This window comes from Hyalangium sp., assembly GCF_035629615.1.
GTDB lineage: Bacteria > Myxococcota > Myxococcia > Myxococcales > Myxococcaceae > Hyalangium.
Window position 1 is genome coordinate 1 of sequence record NZ_DASPHO010000815.1, and the last position, 19,456, is coordinate 19,456.

At 68.5% G+C, this 19,456-nt stretch carries 19 protein-coding genes and 1 pseudogene; 8 read left to right on the forward strand and 12 right to left on the reverse strand.

Annotated features, from left to right (window positions below):
* From VD972_RS40815 to ptsP, 7 genes and pseudogenes are all read left to right on the forward strand, one after another.
* A pseudogene (locus VD972_RS40815) lies at positions 1 to 517 on the forward strand (NAD+ kinase); the annotation flags it as partial.
* A 314-nt stretch (positions 518 to 831) separates the two neighbouring features.
* On the forward strand, positions 832 to 1,254 hold the full coding sequence (locus VD972_RS40820) for a PTS sugar transporter subunit IIA (RefSeq protein ID WP_324994657.1): 423 nt from the start codon (positions 832 to 834) through the stop codon (positions 1,252 to 1,254).
* Positions 1,255 to 1,287: 33 nt separating this feature from the next.
* Positions 1,288 to 1,773, forward strand: a complete 486-nt coding sequence (locus VD972_RS40825; protein WP_324994659.1) for a PTS sugar transporter subunit IIB — start codon at positions 1,288 to 1,290, stop codon at positions 1,771 to 1,773.
* Positions 1,774 to 1,777: 4 nt separating this feature from the next.
* Entirely contained in the window at positions 1,778 to 2,494 is a 717-nt protein-coding gene (locus tag VD972_RS40830; protein ID WP_324994661.1) for a PTS sugar transporter subunit IIC, read from the forward strand.
* Positions 2,491 to 3,255: a PTS system mannose/fructose/sorbose family transporter subunit IID gene (locus tag VD972_RS40835; RefSeq protein ID WP_324994663.1), complete on the forward strand. Its 765-nt coding sequence runs from the start codon at positions 2,491 to 2,493 to the stop codon at positions 3,253 to 3,255. Before VD972_RS40830 ends, VD972_RS40835 begins: the two co-directional genes overlap by 4 nt.
* A 24-nt stretch (positions 3,256 to 3,279) precedes the next feature.
* The gene (locus VD972_RS40840) at positions 3,280 to 3,558 is read left to right on the forward strand and encodes an HPr family phosphocarrier protein (RefSeq protein WP_324994665.1); all 279 of its coding nucleotides are present in this window, start codon (positions 3,280 to 3,282) and stop codon (positions 3,556 to 3,558) included.
* 35 nt (positions 3,559 to 3,593) lie between these two features.
* Positions 3,594 to 5,360 carry a phosphoenolpyruvate--protein phosphotransferase gene (ptsP, locus tag VD972_RS40845; RefSeq protein ID WP_324994667.1) on the forward strand — a complete coding sequence of 589 codons (1,767 nt, stop codon included), beginning with the start codon at positions 3,594 to 3,596 and terminating at the stop codon, positions 5,358 to 5,360.
* 31 nt (positions 5,361 to 5,391) lie between these two features.
* On the opposite strand, the gene VD972_RS40850 is transcribed toward ptsP, so the two are convergent.
* From VD972_RS40850 to VD972_RS40905, 12 genes are all read right to left on the reverse strand, one after another.
* The gene (locus tag VD972_RS40850) at positions 5,392 to 6,225 is read right to left on the reverse strand and encodes a heme ABC transporter ATP-binding protein (protein ID WP_324994669.1); all 834 of its coding nucleotides are present in this window, start codon (positions 6,223 to 6,225) and stop codon (positions 5,392 to 5,394) included.
* Between the two features lie 448 nt (positions 6,226 to 6,673).
* Positions 6,674 to 7,108 carry a hypothetical protein gene (locus VD972_RS40855; protein ID WP_324994671.1) on the reverse strand — a complete coding sequence of 145 codons (435 nt, stop codon included), beginning with the start codon at positions 7,106 to 7,108 and terminating at the stop codon, positions 6,674 to 6,676.
* Between the two features lie 397 nt (positions 7,109 to 7,505).
* A complete protein-coding gene (locus VD972_RS40860) occupies positions 7,506 to 7,676 on the reverse strand; it encodes a hypothetical protein (RefSeq protein ID WP_324994673.1) in 171 nt (56 codons plus the stop codon).
* Positions 7,677 to 7,865: 189 nt separating this feature from the next.
* Positions 7,866 to 8,987, reverse strand: coding sequence for an MbnH family di-heme enzyme (locus VD972_RS40865; protein ID WP_324994675.1), 1,122 nt, complete (start codon positions 8,985 to 8,987; stop codon positions 7,866 to 7,868).
* Positions 8,988 to 8,992: 5 nt separating this feature from the next.
* Positions 8,993 to 9,862 (reverse strand): MbnP family copper-binding protein, encoded by an 870-nt coding sequence (locus VD972_RS40870; RefSeq protein ID WP_324994677.1) that lies wholly within the window; start codon positions 9,860 to 9,862, stop codon positions 8,993 to 8,995.
* Positions 9,863 to 9,953: 91 nt separating this feature from the next.
* Positions 9,954 to 10,682, reverse strand: a complete 729-nt coding sequence (locus tag VD972_RS40875) for a hypothetical protein (protein WP_324994679.1) — start codon at positions 10,680 to 10,682, stop codon at positions 9,954 to 9,956.
* Positions 10,679 to 11,569: a transporter gene (locus tag VD972_RS40880; protein ID WP_324994681.1), complete on the reverse strand. Its 891-nt coding sequence runs from the start codon at positions 11,567 to 11,569 to the stop codon at positions 10,679 to 10,681. The genes VD972_RS40875 and VD972_RS40880 overlap by 4 nt, the downstream gene beginning before the upstream one ends.
* Before the next feature lie 101 nt (positions 11,570 to 11,670).
* Positions 11,671 to 12,171 carry an MgtC/SapB family protein gene (locus VD972_RS40885; protein WP_324994683.1) on the reverse strand — a complete coding sequence of 167 codons (501 nt, stop codon included), beginning with the start codon at positions 12,169 to 12,171 and terminating at the stop codon, positions 11,671 to 11,673.
* Between the two features lie 5 nt (positions 12,172 to 12,176).
* Positions 12,177 to 12,779 carry an MXAN_6521/LA_1396 family lipoprotein gene (locus tag VD972_RS40890; RefSeq protein ID WP_324994685.1) on the reverse strand — a complete coding sequence of 201 codons (603 nt, stop codon included), beginning with the start codon at positions 12,777 to 12,779 and terminating at the stop codon, positions 12,177 to 12,179.
* An 83-nt stretch (positions 12,780 to 12,862) separates the two neighbouring features.
* The gene (locus tag VD972_RS40895) at positions 12,863 to 15,475 is read right to left on the reverse strand and encodes an efflux RND transporter permease subunit (protein ID WP_324994687.1); all 2,613 of its coding nucleotides are present in this window, start codon (positions 15,473 to 15,475) and stop codon (positions 12,863 to 12,865) included.
* A gap of 119 nt (positions 15,476 to 15,594) precedes the next feature.
* Positions 15,595 to 17,769: a site-specific recombinase gene (locus VD972_RS40900; protein ID WP_324994689.1), complete on the reverse strand. Its 2,175-nt coding sequence runs from the start codon at positions 17,767 to 17,769 to the stop codon at positions 15,595 to 15,597.
* Positions 17,770 to 17,865: 96 nt separating this feature from the next.
* Positions 17,866 to 18,450 (reverse strand): ABC transporter substrate-binding protein, encoded by a 585-nt coding sequence (locus VD972_RS40905; RefSeq protein ID WP_324994691.1) that lies wholly within the window; start codon positions 18,448 to 18,450, stop codon positions 17,866 to 17,868.
* A 226-nt stretch (positions 18,451 to 18,676) separates the two neighbouring features.
* On the opposite strand from VD972_RS40905, the gene metK reads away from it, so the two are divergent.
* Positions 18,677 to 19,456: methionine adenosyltransferase (gene metK, locus VD972_RS40910; RefSeq protein ID WP_324994693.1), on the forward strand; the 780-nt coding region annotated here is incomplete at its 3' end.

The following is a 19,456-nucleotide window of genomic DNA, read 5'->3' on the forward strand; positions in this document are numbered from 1 at the left end:
GGAGGGCAAGGCGAGCGTGCGCGAGGTGACGCTGGCCGAGGCCCGCCTGGAGGACGGGCAGCGCCTGCTGGCCTTCAACGACTTGTTCCTCGGGGCGCGCACGCACGTCTCCGCCCGCTACATGCTGCGCCACGGGGACACGGCCGAGCCCCAGTCCTCCAGCGGGGTGATTGTCTCCACCGGCGCGGGCTCCAGCGGCTGGCTCTCCTCCGTCTTCACGCTGGCCCAGGGGCTCACCGCCAGCACGGGCGGCGTTCCGGGGAACGCCTGGCGGATGGGCTGGGAGGATCCTCGGCTGGCCTTTGTCGTGCGCGAGCCCTTCATCAGCCGCCACTCCTCCGCCCAGCTCATCAGCGGCTTCGTCACCCCGGAGCGGGAGCTGGTGCTCGAGTCCCGTATGCCCTCGGGCGGCGTCATCTTCAGCGATGGGGTCGAGGATGACTTCCTGGCCTTCAGCGCGGGCGCCACCGCGCACATCCGCCCCGCGGCGCAACGGGCCCGGCTCGTCGTGCCGTAGGAGTCCCGTCAGCCTGCCTGCCCTCCGGCCAGACGACGGCCGGGCCCGGAAAATCGACCCCGACCAGCATCTTTGACCATCTCCCGGCATCTATTGAATGTGGGAGGCTGATGGGCATGCTTCCCCGTCCGGTGGGCCACCGCGCCCTGCCCCACCGGGGGTGGAATTGTGGGCATATGGACTGGATCAGGCTTACTTTGGCGGAGAAGAGGGTAGGCTGGAGCAGGTTCGCGGGACGCGGAACGTTCCACCGGGGTTGCACGTCATAGATTTCAGGCGTAGGACGGAACCCCGGGGGGTGGTGAGGAGTGAACATGGTCGGCCTCGTCGTCGCATCTCACGGGCGTCTAGCGGATGAGCTGGTGGCTACCGCCGAGCAGATCGTGGGCAAGCTGCCCGCGGTGGCTACGTGCAACATCGAGCCGGGAACCTCCATCGAGGATCTGCGGGCGAAGATGAAGCAGGCGGTGGCCCGGGTCGATGACGGGGAAGGTGTCATCGTCATGGCCGACCTCTTCGGTGGTTCACCCTGCAAGGAATCCCTGATGATGTGCGAGCGGGGCAACCTCGAGGTCCTCGCTGGCGTCAACCTCCCCATGATCCTCAAGGCCAACTCGTTGCGCGGCGAGCACCTGCCGTTGCCGGAGATGGCCTCCCTGCTGGCCTCCCACGGCCAGCGCAACATCACCTGTGCCTCCGCGCTGCTTCGCGAGTCCCAGCAGTCGCCGCGAACTTGACGTAGGGGCGCCCGTCGGCGATTCGAGACAGCTGTGATCACCCTGGTTCGGGTCGACAACCGCCTCATCCACGGTCAGGTCGTCGAGGCCTGGCTGCCGCACCTGAAGGTGCAGCGCGTCATCGTGGCCGATGACGAGGCCGCCTCCAGTCCGCTCATCCGTGCCGCCATGGCGCTGGCAGTGCAGAGCGCCATCGAAGTCCAGATCCTCCCGCTGGCCCAGGTGGACTTCGCGGCCCTGACCCAGGACGGGGTGCGCACGCTGGTGCTGCTGAGGGATGTGGCGGCCGTGCCCTTCGCCTTCGCGCACGGGCTGAGCATGGACCACCTGAACCTGGGCAACGTGCACTTCGGCGCCGGGCGCCGGCAGGTGTCGCCTTCCGTCTTCCTGGCAGAGGCGGAGGTGCAGGCGCTGCAGGGGCTGGCGGAGAAGGGGGTGCGCGTGGAAGCGCGTGCCGTGCCCTCCGAGAAGGCCGTGGAGCTGGGAGAGCTCACCGAGCGCTGGGCAAAGGGCGGGTGAAGCCGTGAGCGTGGGCTGGACCCAGGTGCTGCTTGCGGGACTCTGGGGCGGCCTCGTGGCCGTGGAGCGCAAGGCGTTCCTCCAGGCCATGCTCTCGCGGCCGCTGGTGGCCGCCACCGTCATGGGGGCCCTGCTGGGAGATCTCCGGGCCGGCCTCTACATCGGCATGCTGCTGGAGCTCTTCTACCTGGGCACCGCCAACCTGGGGGCCTCGCTGCCGGAGAATGACACCGTGTCGGCCACTGGCACTGCGGCGGCGGCGGCCACCATGGCGGCGGCCACGGGCGCTGGCTCCACTCAGGCCCTCTGGTCCATCGCCATCCTGCTCTTCCTTCCGCTGGGCCGGGTCGGCCGCATCGCGGATCGGCTCCTGGAGGGGTACATGGCGCGGCTGGCCCGGGTGGCCATGGCCTCGGCCGAGGCGGGCAACCTCTCTCGCGCGGTGCGGCAGAACCTCTGGGGCATGTGGCCCCACTTCTTCGTCTACGGCGCGGCGTCGTCCACCTGTGCGCTGCTCGGCTTCTTCCTCGGGCCGCTGCTGGAGCAGCTGCCGCTGGATCTGCTGCGCGGCTTGGCGTGGGCCTTCCCAGCCATGGCCTCGGTGGCGGCGGCGCTGGCGGCGCAGGGCAGCCACGCCAAGCGGGCCCCGCTGTACGCAGGGCTGGGCGCCACGGTGGTCATTCTGGCAGTCCTCCTCTCCACCCTCCAGGAGCGCCGGTGAGCACCGCACCCACCCTCAGCCGCTCCGTGCTGCTGCGCGTGTACCTGCGCTCGCTCTTCCTGCAGGCTTCGTGGAACCCCAAGGGCATGCAGAACCTGGGGCTGGCCTACTCCGTCTACCCGGCGCTGGAGCAGCTCTACCCGGACAAGAAGGCGCTGGAGGCCGCGGTGCAGCGGCACCTCACCTTCTTCAACACCCACCCGTACGTGGCGGCGGCCATCGTCGGCGGGGTGCTCTTCCACGAGCAGCGCATCGCCCGGGACGAGGAGTCACCGGACAAGGTGGTGGCCTTCAAGGCAGCGCTCATGGGCCCGCTGGCAGCGCTCGGGGATGGCTTCTTCTGGCTCTCGCTCAAGCCGGCCGTGGGGGCGATCTGCGCCGCCCTGGTGCCCGCGCTCCAGGCCTGGGCCGCGGTGCTCTTCCTCTTCCTCTACAACCTGGTGCACCTCACCCTGCGCGCCCGCCTCTATTGGATGGGCCTCACGCTGGGGGACCGGCTGGTGGAGGCCATCGCCCGCGCCAACCTGCCGACCCGGGGCGCCCGGCTCCGCTCGGTGGCCGCCGCCTGCGCCGGGGGCCTGGTCGCCTGGCTCGCCGTGGACCTGGGGCGCACCGCCGGCGGGGACCATGCGCCCTGGCTGGTGTCGGGCTGTCTGGCACTGGGCGTGGTGTCCTACATTCTGGTTCAGCAGCGGGTGCCCAATTACGTCGTGCTGTACCTTGCCGCGGGGTTGGCGTGCGCGGCGGGAGCCTTTCTCTAGTGAAGAGAGGGAGTGGAGCTGCACATGGCTAACGTCGCTGAAGGCACGTTCGAGATCATCAACGCGTTGGGGCTGCACGCCCGCGCGGCCGCGCAGCTCGTCAAGGTGGCCAACCGCTTCAAGTGCGAGACCTCCATTGAGCACCAGGGCCAGAAGGCCAACGCCAAGTCCATCATGGGCGTGCTCATGCTGGCGGCGGGGCAGGGCTCCCAGGTGAAGCTCACCTGCAAGGGTGAGGACGCGGAGAAGTGCGTGGCCGAGATTGGCAAGCTGATCGCCGACCGATTCGGAGAGGGACAGTAAGCGCGGCAAGAGAGGACCCAGGTGAACGACAGACCGTGAGCACTCCAGGAACCCCCACGTTGAACCTGAAAGGCATCGGCGCCTCGCCTGGCGTCGCGGTGGGGCACGCCTTCATCCTGGACCGCAAGCGGGTGCGCACCCCGAAGCTGCGGCTGGCCGAGGCCGAGGTCGAGCCCGAGCGCATGCGGATGCGGACGGCCCTGGAGCTGTCAGACAGGCAGCTGGCCGAGCTCAAGGATCAGATCACCCGCTCCGAGGGGCATGACCACGCCCTCATCCTCGAGGCCCACCGGCTGATGCTCCTCGACCCCATGCTCGTGGACGAGGTGGACAAGCTCATCGTCGAGGACCGCATCAACGCCGAGTGGGCGGTGCGCAGGGTGGCGCGCAAGCTCAAGCACCTGTTCGACAACATCCCGGACGAGTACTTCCGCGAGCGGCGCTCGGATGTGGACTACGTGGCCGACCGCGTGGTGCGCAACCTCATGGGGCAGGTGGTGGACGAGGAGGTGGAGATCCCCGCCGAGGCCATCGTCATCGCGCATGACCTGTCCCCCTCGGACGCGGCGATCATGGCGCGCAGCGGGCGGGTGGCGGGCTTCATCACGGATCTGGGCGGCCAGACGAGCCACACCGCCATCGTCGCCCGCGCCCGGGAGACTCCGGCCGTCGTGGGGGCGGTCAAGGCCAGCGAGCAGATCTCTCCGGGCGACCTGGTGGCGCTGGACGGCTCGAGCGGCGTCATCCTCGTCAACCCCACGCCGGACCAGCTGGCGCTCTTCCGCGAGGCGCAGCGGGTGCAGCACCAGAGCGAGCAGCTCGCCCTGCGCAGCAAGGATCTGCCGGCGACGAGCGCGGACGGCTACCGCATCCGGCTCAACGGAAACATGGAGTTCCTGGAGGAGATCCCCTCGCTGCTGGCGCACGGGGCGGAGGGGATTGGCCTGTACCGCACGGAGTTCATGTTCCTGGACCGGAAGAACGTGCCCTCGGAGGAGGAGCACTACCGGGCCTACAAGCAGGTGCTGGAGGCCATGGGCGGGCGGCCCGTCACCATCCGCACGCTGGATCTGGGCGGAGACAAGGTGCCGGGCAAGGCGAAGCACGAGAAGGAGCCCAACCCGGCCATGGGCCTGCGGGCCATCCGCTACTGCCTGGCGCACCGGGAGCTGTTCCGCGCGCAGCTGCGCGCGCTGCTGCGGGCCAGCGCGCATGGGAACATGCGGCTGATGTTCCCCCTCATCAGCGGCATGAGCGAGCTGCGCGAGGCCCGCTCGGAGCTGGAGGCGTGCCGCACGGAGCTGAGCCGGGCGGGGGTGCCCATGGGCAAGCGCTTCCCGGTGGGCATCATGGTGGAGACGCCCAGCGCGGCGCTCATCGCGGACCGGCTCGCCCAGGAGGCAGAGTTCTTCTCCATCGGGACGAACGATCTCATCCAGTACACGCTGGCCATCGACCGCCAGAACCGGGACGTGGCCTACCTCTACAAGCCGCTGCACCTCTCGGTGCTGCGCTCGATCCAGAACGTCGTCACCGCCGCCAAGGCCGCGGACATCCCCGTGTCCATGTGCGGCGAGATGGGGGGCGACCCCATCTATGCGCTGGTGCTGCTGGCGCTGGGCTTCGATGAGCTGTCGATGACGGCGGGACAGATCCCGGTGGTGAAGAACATCCTGCGCAGCGCCAGCCGCTCGGAGGCGATCACCCTGCTCAACTCGGCGATGGAGCTGACCACGGCCGAGGAGATCGAGCGCTACATCCGCACGGAGATGGAGCGGCGGTTCATCTCCGTGGAGCCGTAGGCCTCGTGGCACCCGGGCCCGCGTCCGCCGGTCAATCGCCGGACGCGGGTGAGGGGGACACGGGCTCCAGGCCCTGGGAGGAGCTCGTGGAGAGGATCAGCGGCACGCAGGAGCCCGGGCGCTGGAGCACCTCGACGGCAACGCCGAAGGTCCTGGCAATGAGCTCGGGCCGGAGCACCTGGGCAGGAGGGCCGAGCTCCACCAGCCGGCCATGGGCGAGCACCGCGACGCGGTGGGCATGGCGTGCGGCGAGGTTCAGGTCGTGGAGGGCGGCAACCACCGCGCCGCCTTGGAGGGCGAAGCGCACCGCCAGCGCCAGCACGAGGTTCTGGTGGGTCAGGTCCAGGTTCGCGGTCGGCTCATCGAGCAGGAGATAGCGGTGGCCCCAGGTGGGCAGCTCCCAGAGCTGAGCCAGCACACGGGCGAGCTGGATTCGCTGGCGCTCGCCCTCGGAGAGGGTGGGGCAGGGCCGCGCGGCCAGGTGCCGCGTGCCTGTGGCCGCGAGGGCCGACAGCGCGATCCGGACGTCCTCTTTGTTGCCCCTTCCGAGTCCTGGAGGCGTCCGGCCCAGGAGCACCACATCCAGGGCGGTGAAGCCGAACATCCGGGAGGGGTACTGGGGGAGGAAGCCGAGCTGACGAGCGCGTGCGGTGCGCTTCCACCGCGCGAGAGGGCGTCCCTCGAGCAGCACCTCTCCCGAGCGGTAGGTATGCTCTCCCGCCAGCGCTCTGAGGAGCGTGGACTTGCCAGCGCCTGAGGGGCCGACGATGGCAAGGAGCTCGCCGGGGCGGACTTCGAGCGACACCCGGCTGAGGATGCTGCGACGCTTCCTCCAGACCTCGACCTCGAGTGCGCTCAAGCTCATGGGAAGATGGGGCTCTGGGGGAAAGCCCGGGCATTGACCTGCTCAAGACTCAGGCTGTGGTGGTGCGCTCTTCGCCTCCGGCGCGCGCTCCAGCGGGGGTGAGCCCTCCAGGGGTACCACCCGGATCCGGTGACAGCGCCTGCACTTCAGCTCCACTCCACCCGGGACCAGGCGCGCAAGGAGGCTGCCGCACAGGCAGCGCACATCCCCTTTCTTGGATCCAGGACTGCACGTGTCCGGCATGACGACTCCCGGTGGTGAATCAGCAAGGGATGGTATTGATAGTGATTATCAAAGTCAATGTGTGCGCAGAGTAGGACTTCAGCGGACCGGCTGCGCTGGACCGATCCGAGGGTCTCCCCTGGCGGAGCGCTCTTGCCGAACCAGTCTGCTTGTCTGACAGGTTTACCGGGCGCGCCGCCGACAGGGGCTCAGGCCGCCCCCTTCGTCAGGGAGCACCGCAGGCCAGCCACTGGCCCAGCTTCTCGCGCTCCTGCTGCGTGGGCTGAGGGCGCTCGGCGGGCGGCATCTCGGTGTTGGTGGCATGGGGGCCCGCGGCCGAGTGTGTGTCGATCAGCGCGGACTGGCGGCGCACGTCGTCCAGCGTGTCGAAGTCCACGCCCTCGGTGGCACCTTGGCGCGCGTCGCCGACCAGGGACTTGCTGTGGCAGCTCAGGCAGTGCGTCTGCATGAAGGCGGTGCCGAAGCTCTGGGCGGTAGGCCCACCCGACGGTGGGCACGTCGCGCCCGTGGCGGCACCCCCGTGGTGATGCCCGTTATCGTCATCATCTCCTCCACCGCACCCTCCATCATCTCCATGTCCGAGACACAGGAAGCCGGCGAGGACGAGCGAACCAAGGCGAGAGAGGGTACGGAAGGTCATGGCGGAACTCGAAGGAAGGGCTGCCGCCCGGGACCGGGGGCGCCAGGGCCACGATCCAGCATGACCGTCCGAAGGCAGGTGCGGCGAAATGTCGCAGCACCTGGAGAGTGGTACTGCCTCACGAAGTGAGGCTGCGAGGTGTCAGAAATCTCAAAACCCGCAGGGGCAAGCCGCTCACTGTGCGGGGTCATCGCCCCAGTGGCTTGAGATCGGCGGGGAGCCCGGGGCCCACGGGCGGCCTCTCCAAGGCAGATGGGGACTTCAAGTCCGGAGGCAGCTTCGAGGTGTTCTCCGGTCCCGCGTCGGTCACAGGAGTGTTCGGCTTATCGGATGAGCAGGCCTGGCACAGCGACAGCGCAGCCACGAGGAGTAAAGGGCGCATGGTTGGCTCCTCGGCTCAGTACTTGACCCAGATCTCGGTCCCAGGATGGATGGCATCGAGCACCTGGGTGTCCGGCTCTTGCTGGATCAGGCCCATGATGTGCGCATTGGGACTGTAGGCAGCGGTCCCCGCCCAGACGATCGCGGCATCCTTGAAGACCGTCAGATCGTGCACGTGCTGGTCCACCGTGTACCTGTTCCAGCCTGGCGTTCGTGCGGGATGGAGGAAGACATACGGAGCCGGATCCTCGGCAGGAGACGGGCCTGCGTCCCCGCCATGATGGTGCTCTGTGGAGGTGCCAACCCATGGGTGTCGCCAGGAAGCACGTCGGTGTCTGGCTTCTTCCACGTCACGGACGTCGTCGCAGTGTCCGGCTCAGGGCGCGGAGCCGAACGGGTCCGAGAGGCGTGGGTCCGTGAGGAACTGCGTGTCAGTGAGGGACTCCAGGAAGGCGAGCACGTCCTCCTTCTCCTGGGGCGTGAGGGTGAAGCCCCGCACGAACTCGCTCTGGTAGGGGCTGGTGCCCGCGCCCTGGGCCTGCGCCCGGCCTGCCGCCGCGTAGTGGTCCAGCACCTCGCCGAGCGTGGCGATGGAGCCGTCGTGCATGTACGGCGCCGTCACGGCGATGTTGCGCAGCGTGGGTGCACGGTAGCGGCCGGTGTCCTCGGGCCGGCCGGTGAACTCACGCAGCCCCACGTCCACGGCGGGATAGCCGCCTCGTCCATCCACATTGTAGAGGTTGGTGTTGTGGAAGGTGATCTCGGGGAAGACCGTCTCCTTCGTCTTCACCGAGTCGCTGAAGGCAAAACCCTGGTGGCAGTGGAAGCACTCCAGGCGCTCCGAGAAGAAGAGCGTCATGCCCCGCTTGGCCGAGAGGGAGAGGGCGTCGAGCTCGTTGTGGTACGTGTACCGATCATAAGGGGAGTTGCCCGAGAGCAGCGTGCGCTCGAAGGCCGCCAGCGCCCGGACGATCGCGGCCATGGAGAGGGGCTGCGCTTCCTCAGGGAAGGCGGCCGTGAAGAGCGGACGGTAGCGGGCGTCCTCGGAGAGCCGCTGGAGGAGCAGCTCCTCCTGGCCCGCCAGTCCCAGCTCCACGGGATGCTCGCCGAACAGGGGCACCAGGGCCTGGGCCTCCAGGTCCGGCAGGACGGGGTTGGCCCAGGTGAGGCTGGCGGCGTAGGCCACGTTCGCCAGGGACATGGAGTTGCGCCGGTGGGACTCACCCGTGGAGCCGATCGCCGTCGTCCGTCCGTCCGTGAAGGCGTGCTCCTGGAGGTGGCAGCTCGCGCACGCCTGGGTGCCGTTGGCCGAGAGCTGCGTGTCATAGAAGAGGTGCTGCCCCAGCTCCACCTTGGCGGCGCTCATGGGGTTGTCTTCGGGGACGGCTGGCTCGGGAAAGCCGAGGGGCAGCTCCCAGCGGTAAGGCTCCGCCTCGTCACCACAGGCCGCCGTCAGCAGCAGGAGCCAGCCCACACACCACACCGGAGCGCTGCGCATCGTCTCTACTCCTTGCGGAAGAAGACCTGGGCACCGGGGTTGGCCTGGGCGTTGCCGAAGCCCAGCCCCAGCCGCTCGAAGAGGGGGGCGCAGTCGGTGTCGGCGCCCTCGGACATGCAGCCCGGCGCCGTCTGGGCCTGGTTCGTGTCCAGGTTGGAGCCCGCGAACAGCGCGGCGACGTCCAGCACCACGCCGAGCGGGCCCGTGGGATCGAAGTTGGCGACCTCCACGTCGAAGCGGTTGCCACGCTGGCAGGAGGTCACCTGATTGGGCCCTGACGTCTGACACTCGGTGCTGCCCAGGTGGAGGTTGTGTCCGTTGGGCAGCCCGGGGGGGCGCCCGTCCAGGCGGATGAACTTGTAGCCCCCGGTCCAGCTCCAGAAGAGCGTGCTCACGTTGAGGGGAGCGCTGGCAGTGGACGCATCCTGGTGGTTCTTCTCGAAGGGGAGGCCCACGGTGAAGCGCAGGGCCACGTAGTGGTTGCCGGGGACCGTGCCGACGATGCGATGGTTCGTCGCCTGAGTCCCGTTGGTGCACAGGCCCGTCTTGTCCTCGAAGTCGAGCAGCACCACGCCGTCCTTCTGCCAGGCGCCGTCCTCCGTCAGCGCCACCAGCACCTCCTCGCCCGAGTGGTTGATGAGCCGCACGTTGTGGACGTAGAGCCGGAGGTCCTTGGGCTCGTAGGAGGTACCCGTGGCTCCCACGCCCGTGTACGTCTGCCCGCAGGCGAAGGGCTGGCTGCCCACCAGCGGCTTGAAGGGGATGGCGACGTTCAGCGGCGGATCATCGGTGTGGTCATGCCCGTCATCCCCACAAGCGGTGAAGGCCAGAGAGGTGAGGGCCAGCAGCAGGGTGCTTCCGAGAGGGAGCTTCATGAAGAGGGGCCTCTGTCTGAGGAGCTGGGAACGGGAGGCGGATAGCAGCAGATCCTCTCCGAGCCCACGCGGCATGTTGCCGCAGGAAGGCTCAGAGGGAGGGCTCGATGGATGTCGAGCTGGCGACATTGCGCAGCACTTGGGTCGCGGCGTCGGCCGCCAACGGAGAGGTTCCGTCCAGCCACCCATCGTAATGCAGGGTGATCCTCTGCTCCGACTCCAGGTGTTCCTTCGAGAGGGAGAGCTGCTCGAGGGGAAGCTGTGCGTTGGCGACGCCAGCGCTCTCCAGCCGGAAGGGTCGGGGGGCCTCTTCCCCCACGGGGACGACAGTGCCTTCCAGTACGAGCGTCCGGCCCTCCATGCTGCCGTCCTCGGGCAGTCCCTCGGCGTCCGCGTCCGCCGGCGCGAAGACGAGGTGCGCATGGCAATAGAGGCCCGGTGGGGGACGCAGGAGCCCCAGCGGCAGGGGCTCTCCGTCGGGCCGCTCCAGACCGCTCACGTACGGTGTGCCCAGGCGCCTGGGGCTGGACTCGGTGTGGGCATGGGCAGTGCCCACCGGCGACAGCGCGCGCAGCCACCGCAGCGTGGCAGGCTCCGGGCAAGGGATGATCTCCACGCTGCCCAGGGTGACGTAGGCCTGGGTCAGGGTGATGCGATCACCTCGATCATTCGTGAAGTGCCGGACCATGCCCTCGACCTGAGCGGCACGCACCGAGCGGTGGGCGAGCTCGAGGTGCAGGCGGGTGCCCTCCTCACGCGAGCCACAGCCGGTCAGGGCCAGCGGCAGGAGCGCTCCGAGGAGCAGAGGTGCCTTCTTCATAGATCGTACGCCACGGCGGCTTGAAGGATGGGCGTCTGGCGGACGCGGCCGCTCAGGAGGTTGAGGACGGGGGCCCGAACGCCCAGCTGGAGGACGACGTCGCTGGCGGGACTGAAAAGGACCTCGGGCGATAGGAAGCCGATGAAGCCGCTGCCCACCGGGTCTCGCACACCGTGGAGGGTGCTGGCCCCTTCCAGGCGCGTGTCCGCTGCCAGCCGCAGGGCCCAGGCCGGGCTCGGCTGGAACTGAGCAGCCACCGTGGTCCGCAGGGCTGCCCCTCCGCGGAAGCCCTCTCGCCCACGGGTAGACAGTGAGCCTGTCGCGCTGACGATGAAGGACCATGAGCCGCGGAACCCCGTGTAGGCCAGCCCGGCGAAGGGATCCACGGAGCCGCTGCCAAGCTGGGCATCCAGCGAGAGCGGGCGGCCCTGGCCATCACTCAGCGTGGGAGACGTGGGCAGCTCGGAGCCCACGAGGACGGCAAGGAGGTGGTCCGGAGAGAAGTCTCGATCGCGGAAGACGAAGACCTTCGCGCTGACCTCCATGTCTCCTGGCCCCCAGGCCTCTTCGCGCAGCAGGCTGACGTCCTGCACCGTGCGCACCTGCAGGGGCACCATGGCGGACAGGATGAGCCAGGGCAGAGGCGCGTAGGCCACGGAGAGGTCCACGCGAAGCTCGCGCAGGGTGACGGCATCCAGCGAGTCGTCTCCCAGGGTCAGACCCCAGGCGCGGGTGATGCTCGCCACGCGCGTCCGCCCCGAGAACGGCTGCTCGGTGCCCATGGAGGTGAGCGTCGGATCTCCACAGGCGCACGTGGCACAGGCCAGTGCAGGAGGGGAGTGCAGCAGGAGCGCCGCCGGCAGGAGGGCGAGACAGGACTTCCACATGACGCGGCGCACTCTACAGACGCCACTTCACGGGGACCCTGCGGTGTGTTGTCGCGGCGAGGGGGATTAGAGCGCGGCTGTGCTGCTCGATGGGAGGCGGCTCAGCGCACGGGAGGTTCTTCGGAATCTCCTCGGGGGTCCTTGGCGATGCCGTGGCGGTTGCGGAAGCCCTCGATGAGGCGCTCCACCGGGCGCAGGCCGACGAGCACCAGGAGGGCGAAGCCCACGGTGACCGCGGCGCCGAAGAAGAAGCCCATCCCCGCCGCCAGGCCCACGGAGGCCGTGAGCCAGAGGTTGGCGGCGGTGGTGAGCCCGCGGATGGAGGTGCCATGGCGGAGGATGGCGCCGCCGCCCAGGAAGCCGATGCCGACGACGACCTGGCTGGCAATGCGGGTGATGTCCGCCTCGACGCCCGAGGGCACGGGGCCGGACATGCTCTGCCCGGCGGAGATGCTCACCAGGGTGAAGAGGCAGGAGCCCAGGCAGACGAGGAGGTGCGTGCGCAGGCCTGCGTCATGCCCGCGCAGCTCGCGCTCCAGCCCGAGCAGTCCGCCGAGCAGCAGCGCCAGGGCCAGCCGCAGGACGATGGTGCGCTCGTCCATGGGGGTTACTCCCCCAGCTCGATCTTCTCATCGATGTCCTGATCATTGAGCTTCGGGTTGGGGAGCGTGTCGAGCGTGGACTTGAGGAGCTTGTACGAGGGGACGACGTAGGGCTCCACCTCGGGCCCGAACTGCTTCACGTACTGCGCGGCGCGCTCGCGGAACTTCTCGTCGCTCGAGCCCCAGCTGCCCGCGGCGTCGGCGGACCAGACGTCCTGGCTGTCCACGCAGCGCATCAGCCGGGCCCGCACGGCCGTCTCCGCGCCGTCCTCGGTGCGCTTCACCTGGGGCACCAGCAGGAGCACGCCCTCGACGCCCTCGGTGCACAGGGCCTTGAGCGAGTCGTCGGTGGCGGGCTCGGCCAGGGTGAGGTTCGCCTTCACCAGGAAGTCGCGGTTCTGGTTGACGTGCTGGCGAGCGATGAGGCTCCACAGCTCACCCAGGGACTGCTTGCCATCCGGCAGCGGCTGCGTCACCACCACCAGGCGCTTCACCCGCTCCCTGTCCACCTGCTCGTAGTCAGGGCGGGTGAAGCTGTTCTTCACCGTGGCGCAGGCCGCGAGCACGGCCAGGCCCAGCGCGAGCGCGAGCGCGAGTCGCTTCGTCATCGTCGTCTCCCTCTCCCGGCCCCTCAGTGAAGGGGCCTCCGTTCATAGCTGGGGCGCCAGGCCCCAGGAACCCTGGGGCTGCCTCAGGCCGCCCGGGTCTCGGAGCCGGTACCCCCGGCGTCCGAGGAGTCCGAGGGGGGCTGCTGCTGCCCGCGCTTGCGCACGCGCTGGTCGTGCATGAGCTGCATCACCGCGGCGAGCACCGTGAAGGACACCACCAGCGTGGTGATGAGGCCGATGCAGGCCACCAGGCCCATGGACTGGAGGCCGTTGTGGCTGGCTGCCAGGAGCGCGGCGAAGCCGGACACCGCCGTGAGCGTGGAGGAGGCCACCGCGGCGCCCACGCTGCGCAGGGCCACCACGGGCGAGGTGCCCTCCAGGAAGCGGTGGAGCAGGTACAGGCCGTGGCTCACCCCGAAGCCCAGGAGGATGGGCAGGATGATGATGTTCATGAAGTTCAGCCGCAGATCGAAGATCGACATGAACCCCAGCATCATCGCCAGACCCACCGTGAGCGGGATGACGGACGCGAGCGCCAGCGGCACGCTGCGGAAGTCCGCGAAGTGCATGATGAGGATCCACAGCGCCACGAGGATGACCGTCAGCTGGCCATCCTTGAGGACGATGCGCGCCAGCCGGGCGTAGAGCTGCGCCGCGCCCGCGGAGCGGAACTCCTTGCCGGACTCGGTCTTGATGACGCTCGTCTCGTCGGCGAACTGGAGCATCAGCTTGCCGTCCCACAGGTCCACGCTCGGGTAGATGAACGTGAGGTAGCCGTGGTTCTCCGGCAGGGTGGTGGGCAGGTGACGGAACTGCTTGGCGTAGATGTCCGGCACGCCGTGCACGTCGAAGGGGCGCGCCTCTAGCATCTTCTTGAAGATGCCGGCCTTCTCCTGCATCTCGGGCGGCAGGGACTCGACGTTGATCTCCTTGAGCTCCTCCTGCCACTCCGTGAGGATCTTCGCGTTGGCCTGGGCGTTCTCCGCCGGTGGGACGAAGGAGTAGACGCTCACCACCTGGTCGATGGACTTGTACTTCTCCGGGTGCTTCGTGAGCTCGTCGTAGACCTCCTTCGTCTCCTCGAGCGTCTTCGTGTAGACGGCGATGGGATCGCTGGAGATCTGGAACCGCTCGCCGACCTCGTCCTGGAGGTTGACGGAGGGCTGGTTGGCGGGCATCAGCGCGCGGGTGTTGTAGTTGAAGCGCACGCCGTGCTGGATGCGCTCGAGGAGCGGCAGCTTCGCGCTGGCGGACACCTCCTTGCTGCTCCAGGGGATCGCGCAGGCGCAGACCACCACGACGATGGTGGTGCTGATGCCCAGCAGCAGCCCGGGCCGTGGGAAGCGGATCTCCTTGCCCGAGGCGTTGTTGGTGGCCGGCGGCTTCATGATGCCGATGAGCTGCTGGGGCAGGGCGGGGTTGAGGCGCCCGATGAGTGCCAGCAGCGCCGGGCTCCACGAGAAGAGGGTGAGGCCCAGGATGAGCGTGCCGCAGCCGGCCAGGAAGCCGAACTGGCTGAAGCCGCGAAACTCGCTGACCATCAGCACGAAGAAGGAGCCCGCCGTCACCACCGCGGAGATCAGAGCCGGCCGGCCCGCATTGATGATGGCATCCCGGATGGCGATGTCGTACGGCTTGCCGGCGCCCAGCTCCAGCCTTGTGCGGAAGATGAAGTGGATGCCGAAGTCGATGCCGAACCCCATCAGGATTCCACCGAGGATGCTGGTGATCATGTTGAGCTCACCTATCGTGGCGTAGGTGAAGCCCATGGTGATGATGGTGCCAATCACCATGCCGCTCACGACGATGACGGTGGGCGCCCACTTGCGGAAGAAGGCGATGGTGATGACCAGGATGGCCACGAAGGCGATGACGGCCACCGGCTGGAGCGACTCCTCGATGGCGTACGAGTCGTCCACTGCCGTCTTGTACGAGCCGGTGTAGCCGTAGGCGACCGTCTTCGCGTCGCCCATCAGCGCGTAGTCCTCGACCAGCTTCACGCCCTGCGGGTTCGTCTTCGAGTACTCGGCTAGGTCTTGGGTGAGCTTCTCGACGTACACCTTCGTCTTGCCAAGCTCGTTGGTGTCCCACATCGGCTTGATGAGCATCATCATCATCTTGCGATCGGGCGAGATGTAGTAGTCGTCGATGATGCTCTTCTTGCCCACGCTCGAGTACTTGTTGATCAGGTCCTGCAGGTCGAGCTTCACGGGCTCGGTCTTCTTCAGCTCGATGAAGAAGGGGTTGTTGCGGCGCAGCTGATCCTTCATGTAGGCGCCGATGCGCTTCTTGCCCTCAGCCAGGTCCTCCGTCTTGATGAAGAGGGCCATGTTCTGCTGCACGAACTCGACGGGGATCTTGTAGGTGACGAAGCGGACGTTCTCCTTGTCCGCATTGAGCTTCTGCGCCAGGTCATCCGCGACGCGCTTGAGGGTGGCCTCGTCCGAGGAGCGCAGCGCGAGCATGAAGTAGCCGCTGCCGCCCACCATGTCGATGATGCGCTTGACCTCCTTCACCTCCGGCAGATCCTGGGAGATCAGATCGAGCTGGTTGGAGTTGATGGTCAGCTTCGACGTGCCGTACAGGGAGATGCCCAGCAGGCCGAGGATGACGAGGAGGACCAGGCCCGGCCTGCGGACCATCAGTCCGGCGTAGGCGAGAGCGAAACGGTGTGGAGGGTGTGACGAGGCGCTCATGTGCGCGCGACCCTACCGGCAAATGTCCCGTCCCGGAAGCGGCGCATGTGTGCCCGGCTGCTGGGGCGGCATTCACGCCTCGGGTGTCCGCTGGGAGGGTAGGCCGCCGGGTTCCTACCTCAGACGCCGGGCTGCCCTGGAGCCGGCGCTGAGCCCTCCTGGTTTGGGGGGGCCACGGCAGGCGAGGGCTCCTCGGCCTTCGGGGCATGGGGAGGCAACAGGAAGGAGCGGGGCTGTCGCAGGAAGCGCCTCGTGAGCATCCGGCCCAGGAGCAGGCCGTCTCTCAGGGAGACATCCCGGGCTCGCAGAGCCACGGCCAGGGCGAGCGCGAAGGAGACGCCGAAGTTGAGCGCACCGATGCCAAGTATTCCCACCAAGGCCGCGAGGAAGCCCGGCTGGGCCACGGCGATGGGCCCCAGCGCGCACCCGGCGAAGGCCAGCGAGCCAAAAGAGAGGGTGACGTGGCGCACGTCCAGGGGCAGGCCGAAGAAGTGCCCCACCCCGGGTGCCACCGCCAGCATCACGCCCAGCATCACGCTGCCGCCCACGCCGGCCGAGTGACGGAGCACCGCCCCCGCCAGCCTGTGCGCCCGGGCCTCTCCGAGCAACCGCCGCAGCCCTGGGTGGTGCGCGAGCGCCTCGGGGATGCGTTGAAAGACGAGGAAGTTCTCCAGCCAGCCAGCCGCCAGGCTGGAGGCCCAGAGCAGTACGCCGGTGAAGGCGGCCCACAGCAGCGAGGCGCCGTGCCAGGGGTGGATGGACTCCACCACGGCCTGCGCCTTCTCCGGGGAGAGGAGCGGCTGGTCGGTGAGGAGCTGCCAGGCGAGTGCCAGGCCCACCGCGGCCGGCAGCACACAGCACAGGTTGCCCAGGGCCGCCGCGAGCTGAGAGCGGGTGATGCGAGGGATGAGCTCCACCAGCCGCTCCAGCCGCTTACGAGAGCCCTCGCCGATGGCGCCCGCCAGCGTCGCCGCCGTCATAGAGGGCTGCTTGGTGGCCAGCGTGAAGCCCAGCAGCTGCATCAGCACGAAGCTGCCGGCGTAGTTGAGCGCGGCGAAGAGGCCAGCGAAGAAGGGAGCCAGCGCGAATGTCGCGAGGAGCAGCTTGATCGCGGCGGTGAAGGCGGTAAGCAGCCCGCCCCCCGCGGCCGAGTGGAGCAGGGTGTGGAACTCGGCCCGGGTGGAGGTGATGTAGTGCTCGCCCGAGTGGCCGGTGCGCTCGATGACCTTGCGCGCCAGGAGCCGGAAGTTGGTGCGTATCAGCTCCCGCACGGAGCGGTCCGAGTACGAGTTGCGCAGCAGCTCCGCCACCAGCGTCAGGCCCTCGCGGCAGCGCTCCTCGCCCCGGCTGGCTCCCAGCACCCGGGCAATGGCCTCCATCCGGTCCAGCCCTCGGCTGATGCGCTCCAGGCGGTACACCAGATCCACGCTCACGCCGGACTGCTCCAGGTGGCTCGTGACAATGGCCACCACCTGCCGGCACTCGGCCAGTGAGGCATTCAGCTCCTTGAGCGTGTCCGGCGCCGCATCCCGGGCGAGCACGCTGTCGCACGTTCGGCGCAGGCGCAGGAAGGGCGAGGCGCGGAAGGCCCCCTCCGGGTTGCGGTCTCGCACGTCCTCGGCCAGCCCGAGCGCTGCCGTCTGCGTGGACAGCAGGGTGAGCGCGTCCACCAGGGTGGAGCGCATCAGCGCTGTGGGGGCGGGCAGCGGGTGCTGCGGCTCGCTCACCATCGCCAGGAGCCGCGTCAGGGAGTCCATGGGCAGGGACTCCAGCCAGACCACGTCCGCGGGGCCTCGGAACAGGCGCAGCAGCAGCTCCGGGAGCCGCTCCGGGTCTGGGGGCGCGGGGAGCAGGTGCCGCAGCGCCCGGTGGGTTAGCTCTGAGAAGAAGCCCTGGGGACCCGGCAGGCCGACCTGGGCAAAGAGCTTCAGGCCCCGGGCCTCGGCGGCGATGTGCCCCATCAGCCGGGCCAGGGCCTGGCGCATGGCAGGCTCGCCCTCCAGGATGCGGACCAGCAAGGCCAGCCGGCTCGCGGCGGCAGGGAGCTCGGACTCCTCGGCCTCGACGAGCCCCAGGGCGGGGCGCGGCTCGCGCAGCCAGGCCACGAGCCGCTCCACCCACGCGAAGCGAGCCTCCAGCCCCTCAGAGGGCACGGCGTACAGCAGCTGGCACAGGTCCCTCACGCTCGCATGCCCTGGCGCGCGCGGGGCATAGTGCACGCAGAAGGCATCCAGCTCGCGCGAGGAGGGCTCGCTGCGGGGGCGGGGAGGCGAGGTGATGTGGGAGGGGGGCATCGGCCAGGCGCTCCACGAGGAACCCGGAGCCTACACGGCTCGACGGCCTCCTCCCATTCCTAGGAAGGAGGCCTGGCCGGACGCCGCGCAGGCGAGCTACTTCAGGACGACCTTCTCCAGCTCCTTGTCCTTCTCGCGCATCGCCTTGAGGAGGGCCTCCCAGCCGCCCTCGTTCAGCAGCGGGCGCACCTGATCATCCCGGATGCCGGTGAGCATGGAGTCGCCAAGCACTGCCACGTCCACCACCTTCCAGCCGGCCTTGTCCTTGGCCAGCGAGTACTTGAGCTTCAGCTCCTGCTTCTTCACCGGGTGGTCGATGACGACGGTGGAGGCCACCTGGGCCTCCTCGCCATTCACCTGGGGATCGTCATAGGTGATGGAGGCCAGGTTCTTGAAGTTGTCGCGGACCTTGGGAAAGGCGATCTTCGCGAAGAGGTTGTGGAAGATCTGGACGAACTCCTTGCGCTGGGCCTCGGAGGCCTTGTCCCAGTCAGCGCCCACGAGGAAGCGGGCCTGCTGCTCTCCTCCGAAGTGCTTGAGGGCGGCCAGGTCCTTGCCGTAGCGCACGGACTGGACCACGGTCTTCACGGGCTTGGACACCGCCTCGTTGGGCGCGGCGAGCGCCGGCAGGGCGAGGACGAGTGCGGCCAGCAGGGGGACGGAGCGGAGGCGAGCGTTCATACGGATCCTTGTTCCTGTCGATGAGGAAGCGAGGGCTTCCTGTAGCCCAGGGGAACGCCCGGTGCCTTGGAAAATTCACCGGGAGAGGTGTGGCCCTTGGCTGCCCGGCTGGCCCGCGAAATCGAATTCCGGACCACTTTACGGGGTTTGACTGAAGGAGGACCCCACGTCTAGTGTCCACCCCGCTGTGCCGTGGTTCGTGCCTGCCTGAGATCTCCGAGAAGACATGCCTACCGACTACCTGTTCACGTCTGAATCCGTCACCGAAGGCCACCCGGACAAGATCGCCGATCAGATCTCCGACGGGGTGCTGGATGCAATCATCGCCAAGGACCCGCAGGGCCGCGTCGCCGTGGAGACGCTGGTCAAGACAGGCCTCGCCATCGTCGCCGGCGAAGTGACGACCAACTGTTACGTGGACATCCCGAAGATCGTCCGCAGCACCATCTGCCGCATCGGCTACACGGACAGCTCGATGGGCTACGACGGCAACACCTGCGGCGTGATGGTGGCCATCGAGGGCCAGAGCCAGGACATCGCCCGGGGCGTGGACAACAAGAAGGAGCAGGGCGCCGGCGACCAGGGGATGATGTTCGGGTACGCCTGCGACGAGACGCCAGAGCTGATGCCGGCCCCGATCCACTACGCCCACGCGCTCACCCGCAGGCTGGCGGACGTGCGCCGCAAGCAGCACCTGTGGATCCGTCCGGACGGCAAGAGCCAGGTCACGGTGGAGTACCGCGACGGCCGCCCGGTGCGCATCGACACGGTGGTGGTGTCCACGCAGCACTCGGACGACATCTCCAACAAGAAGCTCCACGAGGCCATCCGCGAGGACGTCATCGCCAAGGTGCTCCCGGCGAAGCTGCTGGACAAGAAGACCAAGTTCTTCATCAACCCCACGGGCCGGTTCGTGGTGGGTGGCCCCATGGGCGACTCGGGCTTGACGGGCCGCAAGATCATCGTCGACACCTATGGCGGCATGGCCCGCCACGGCGGCGGCGCC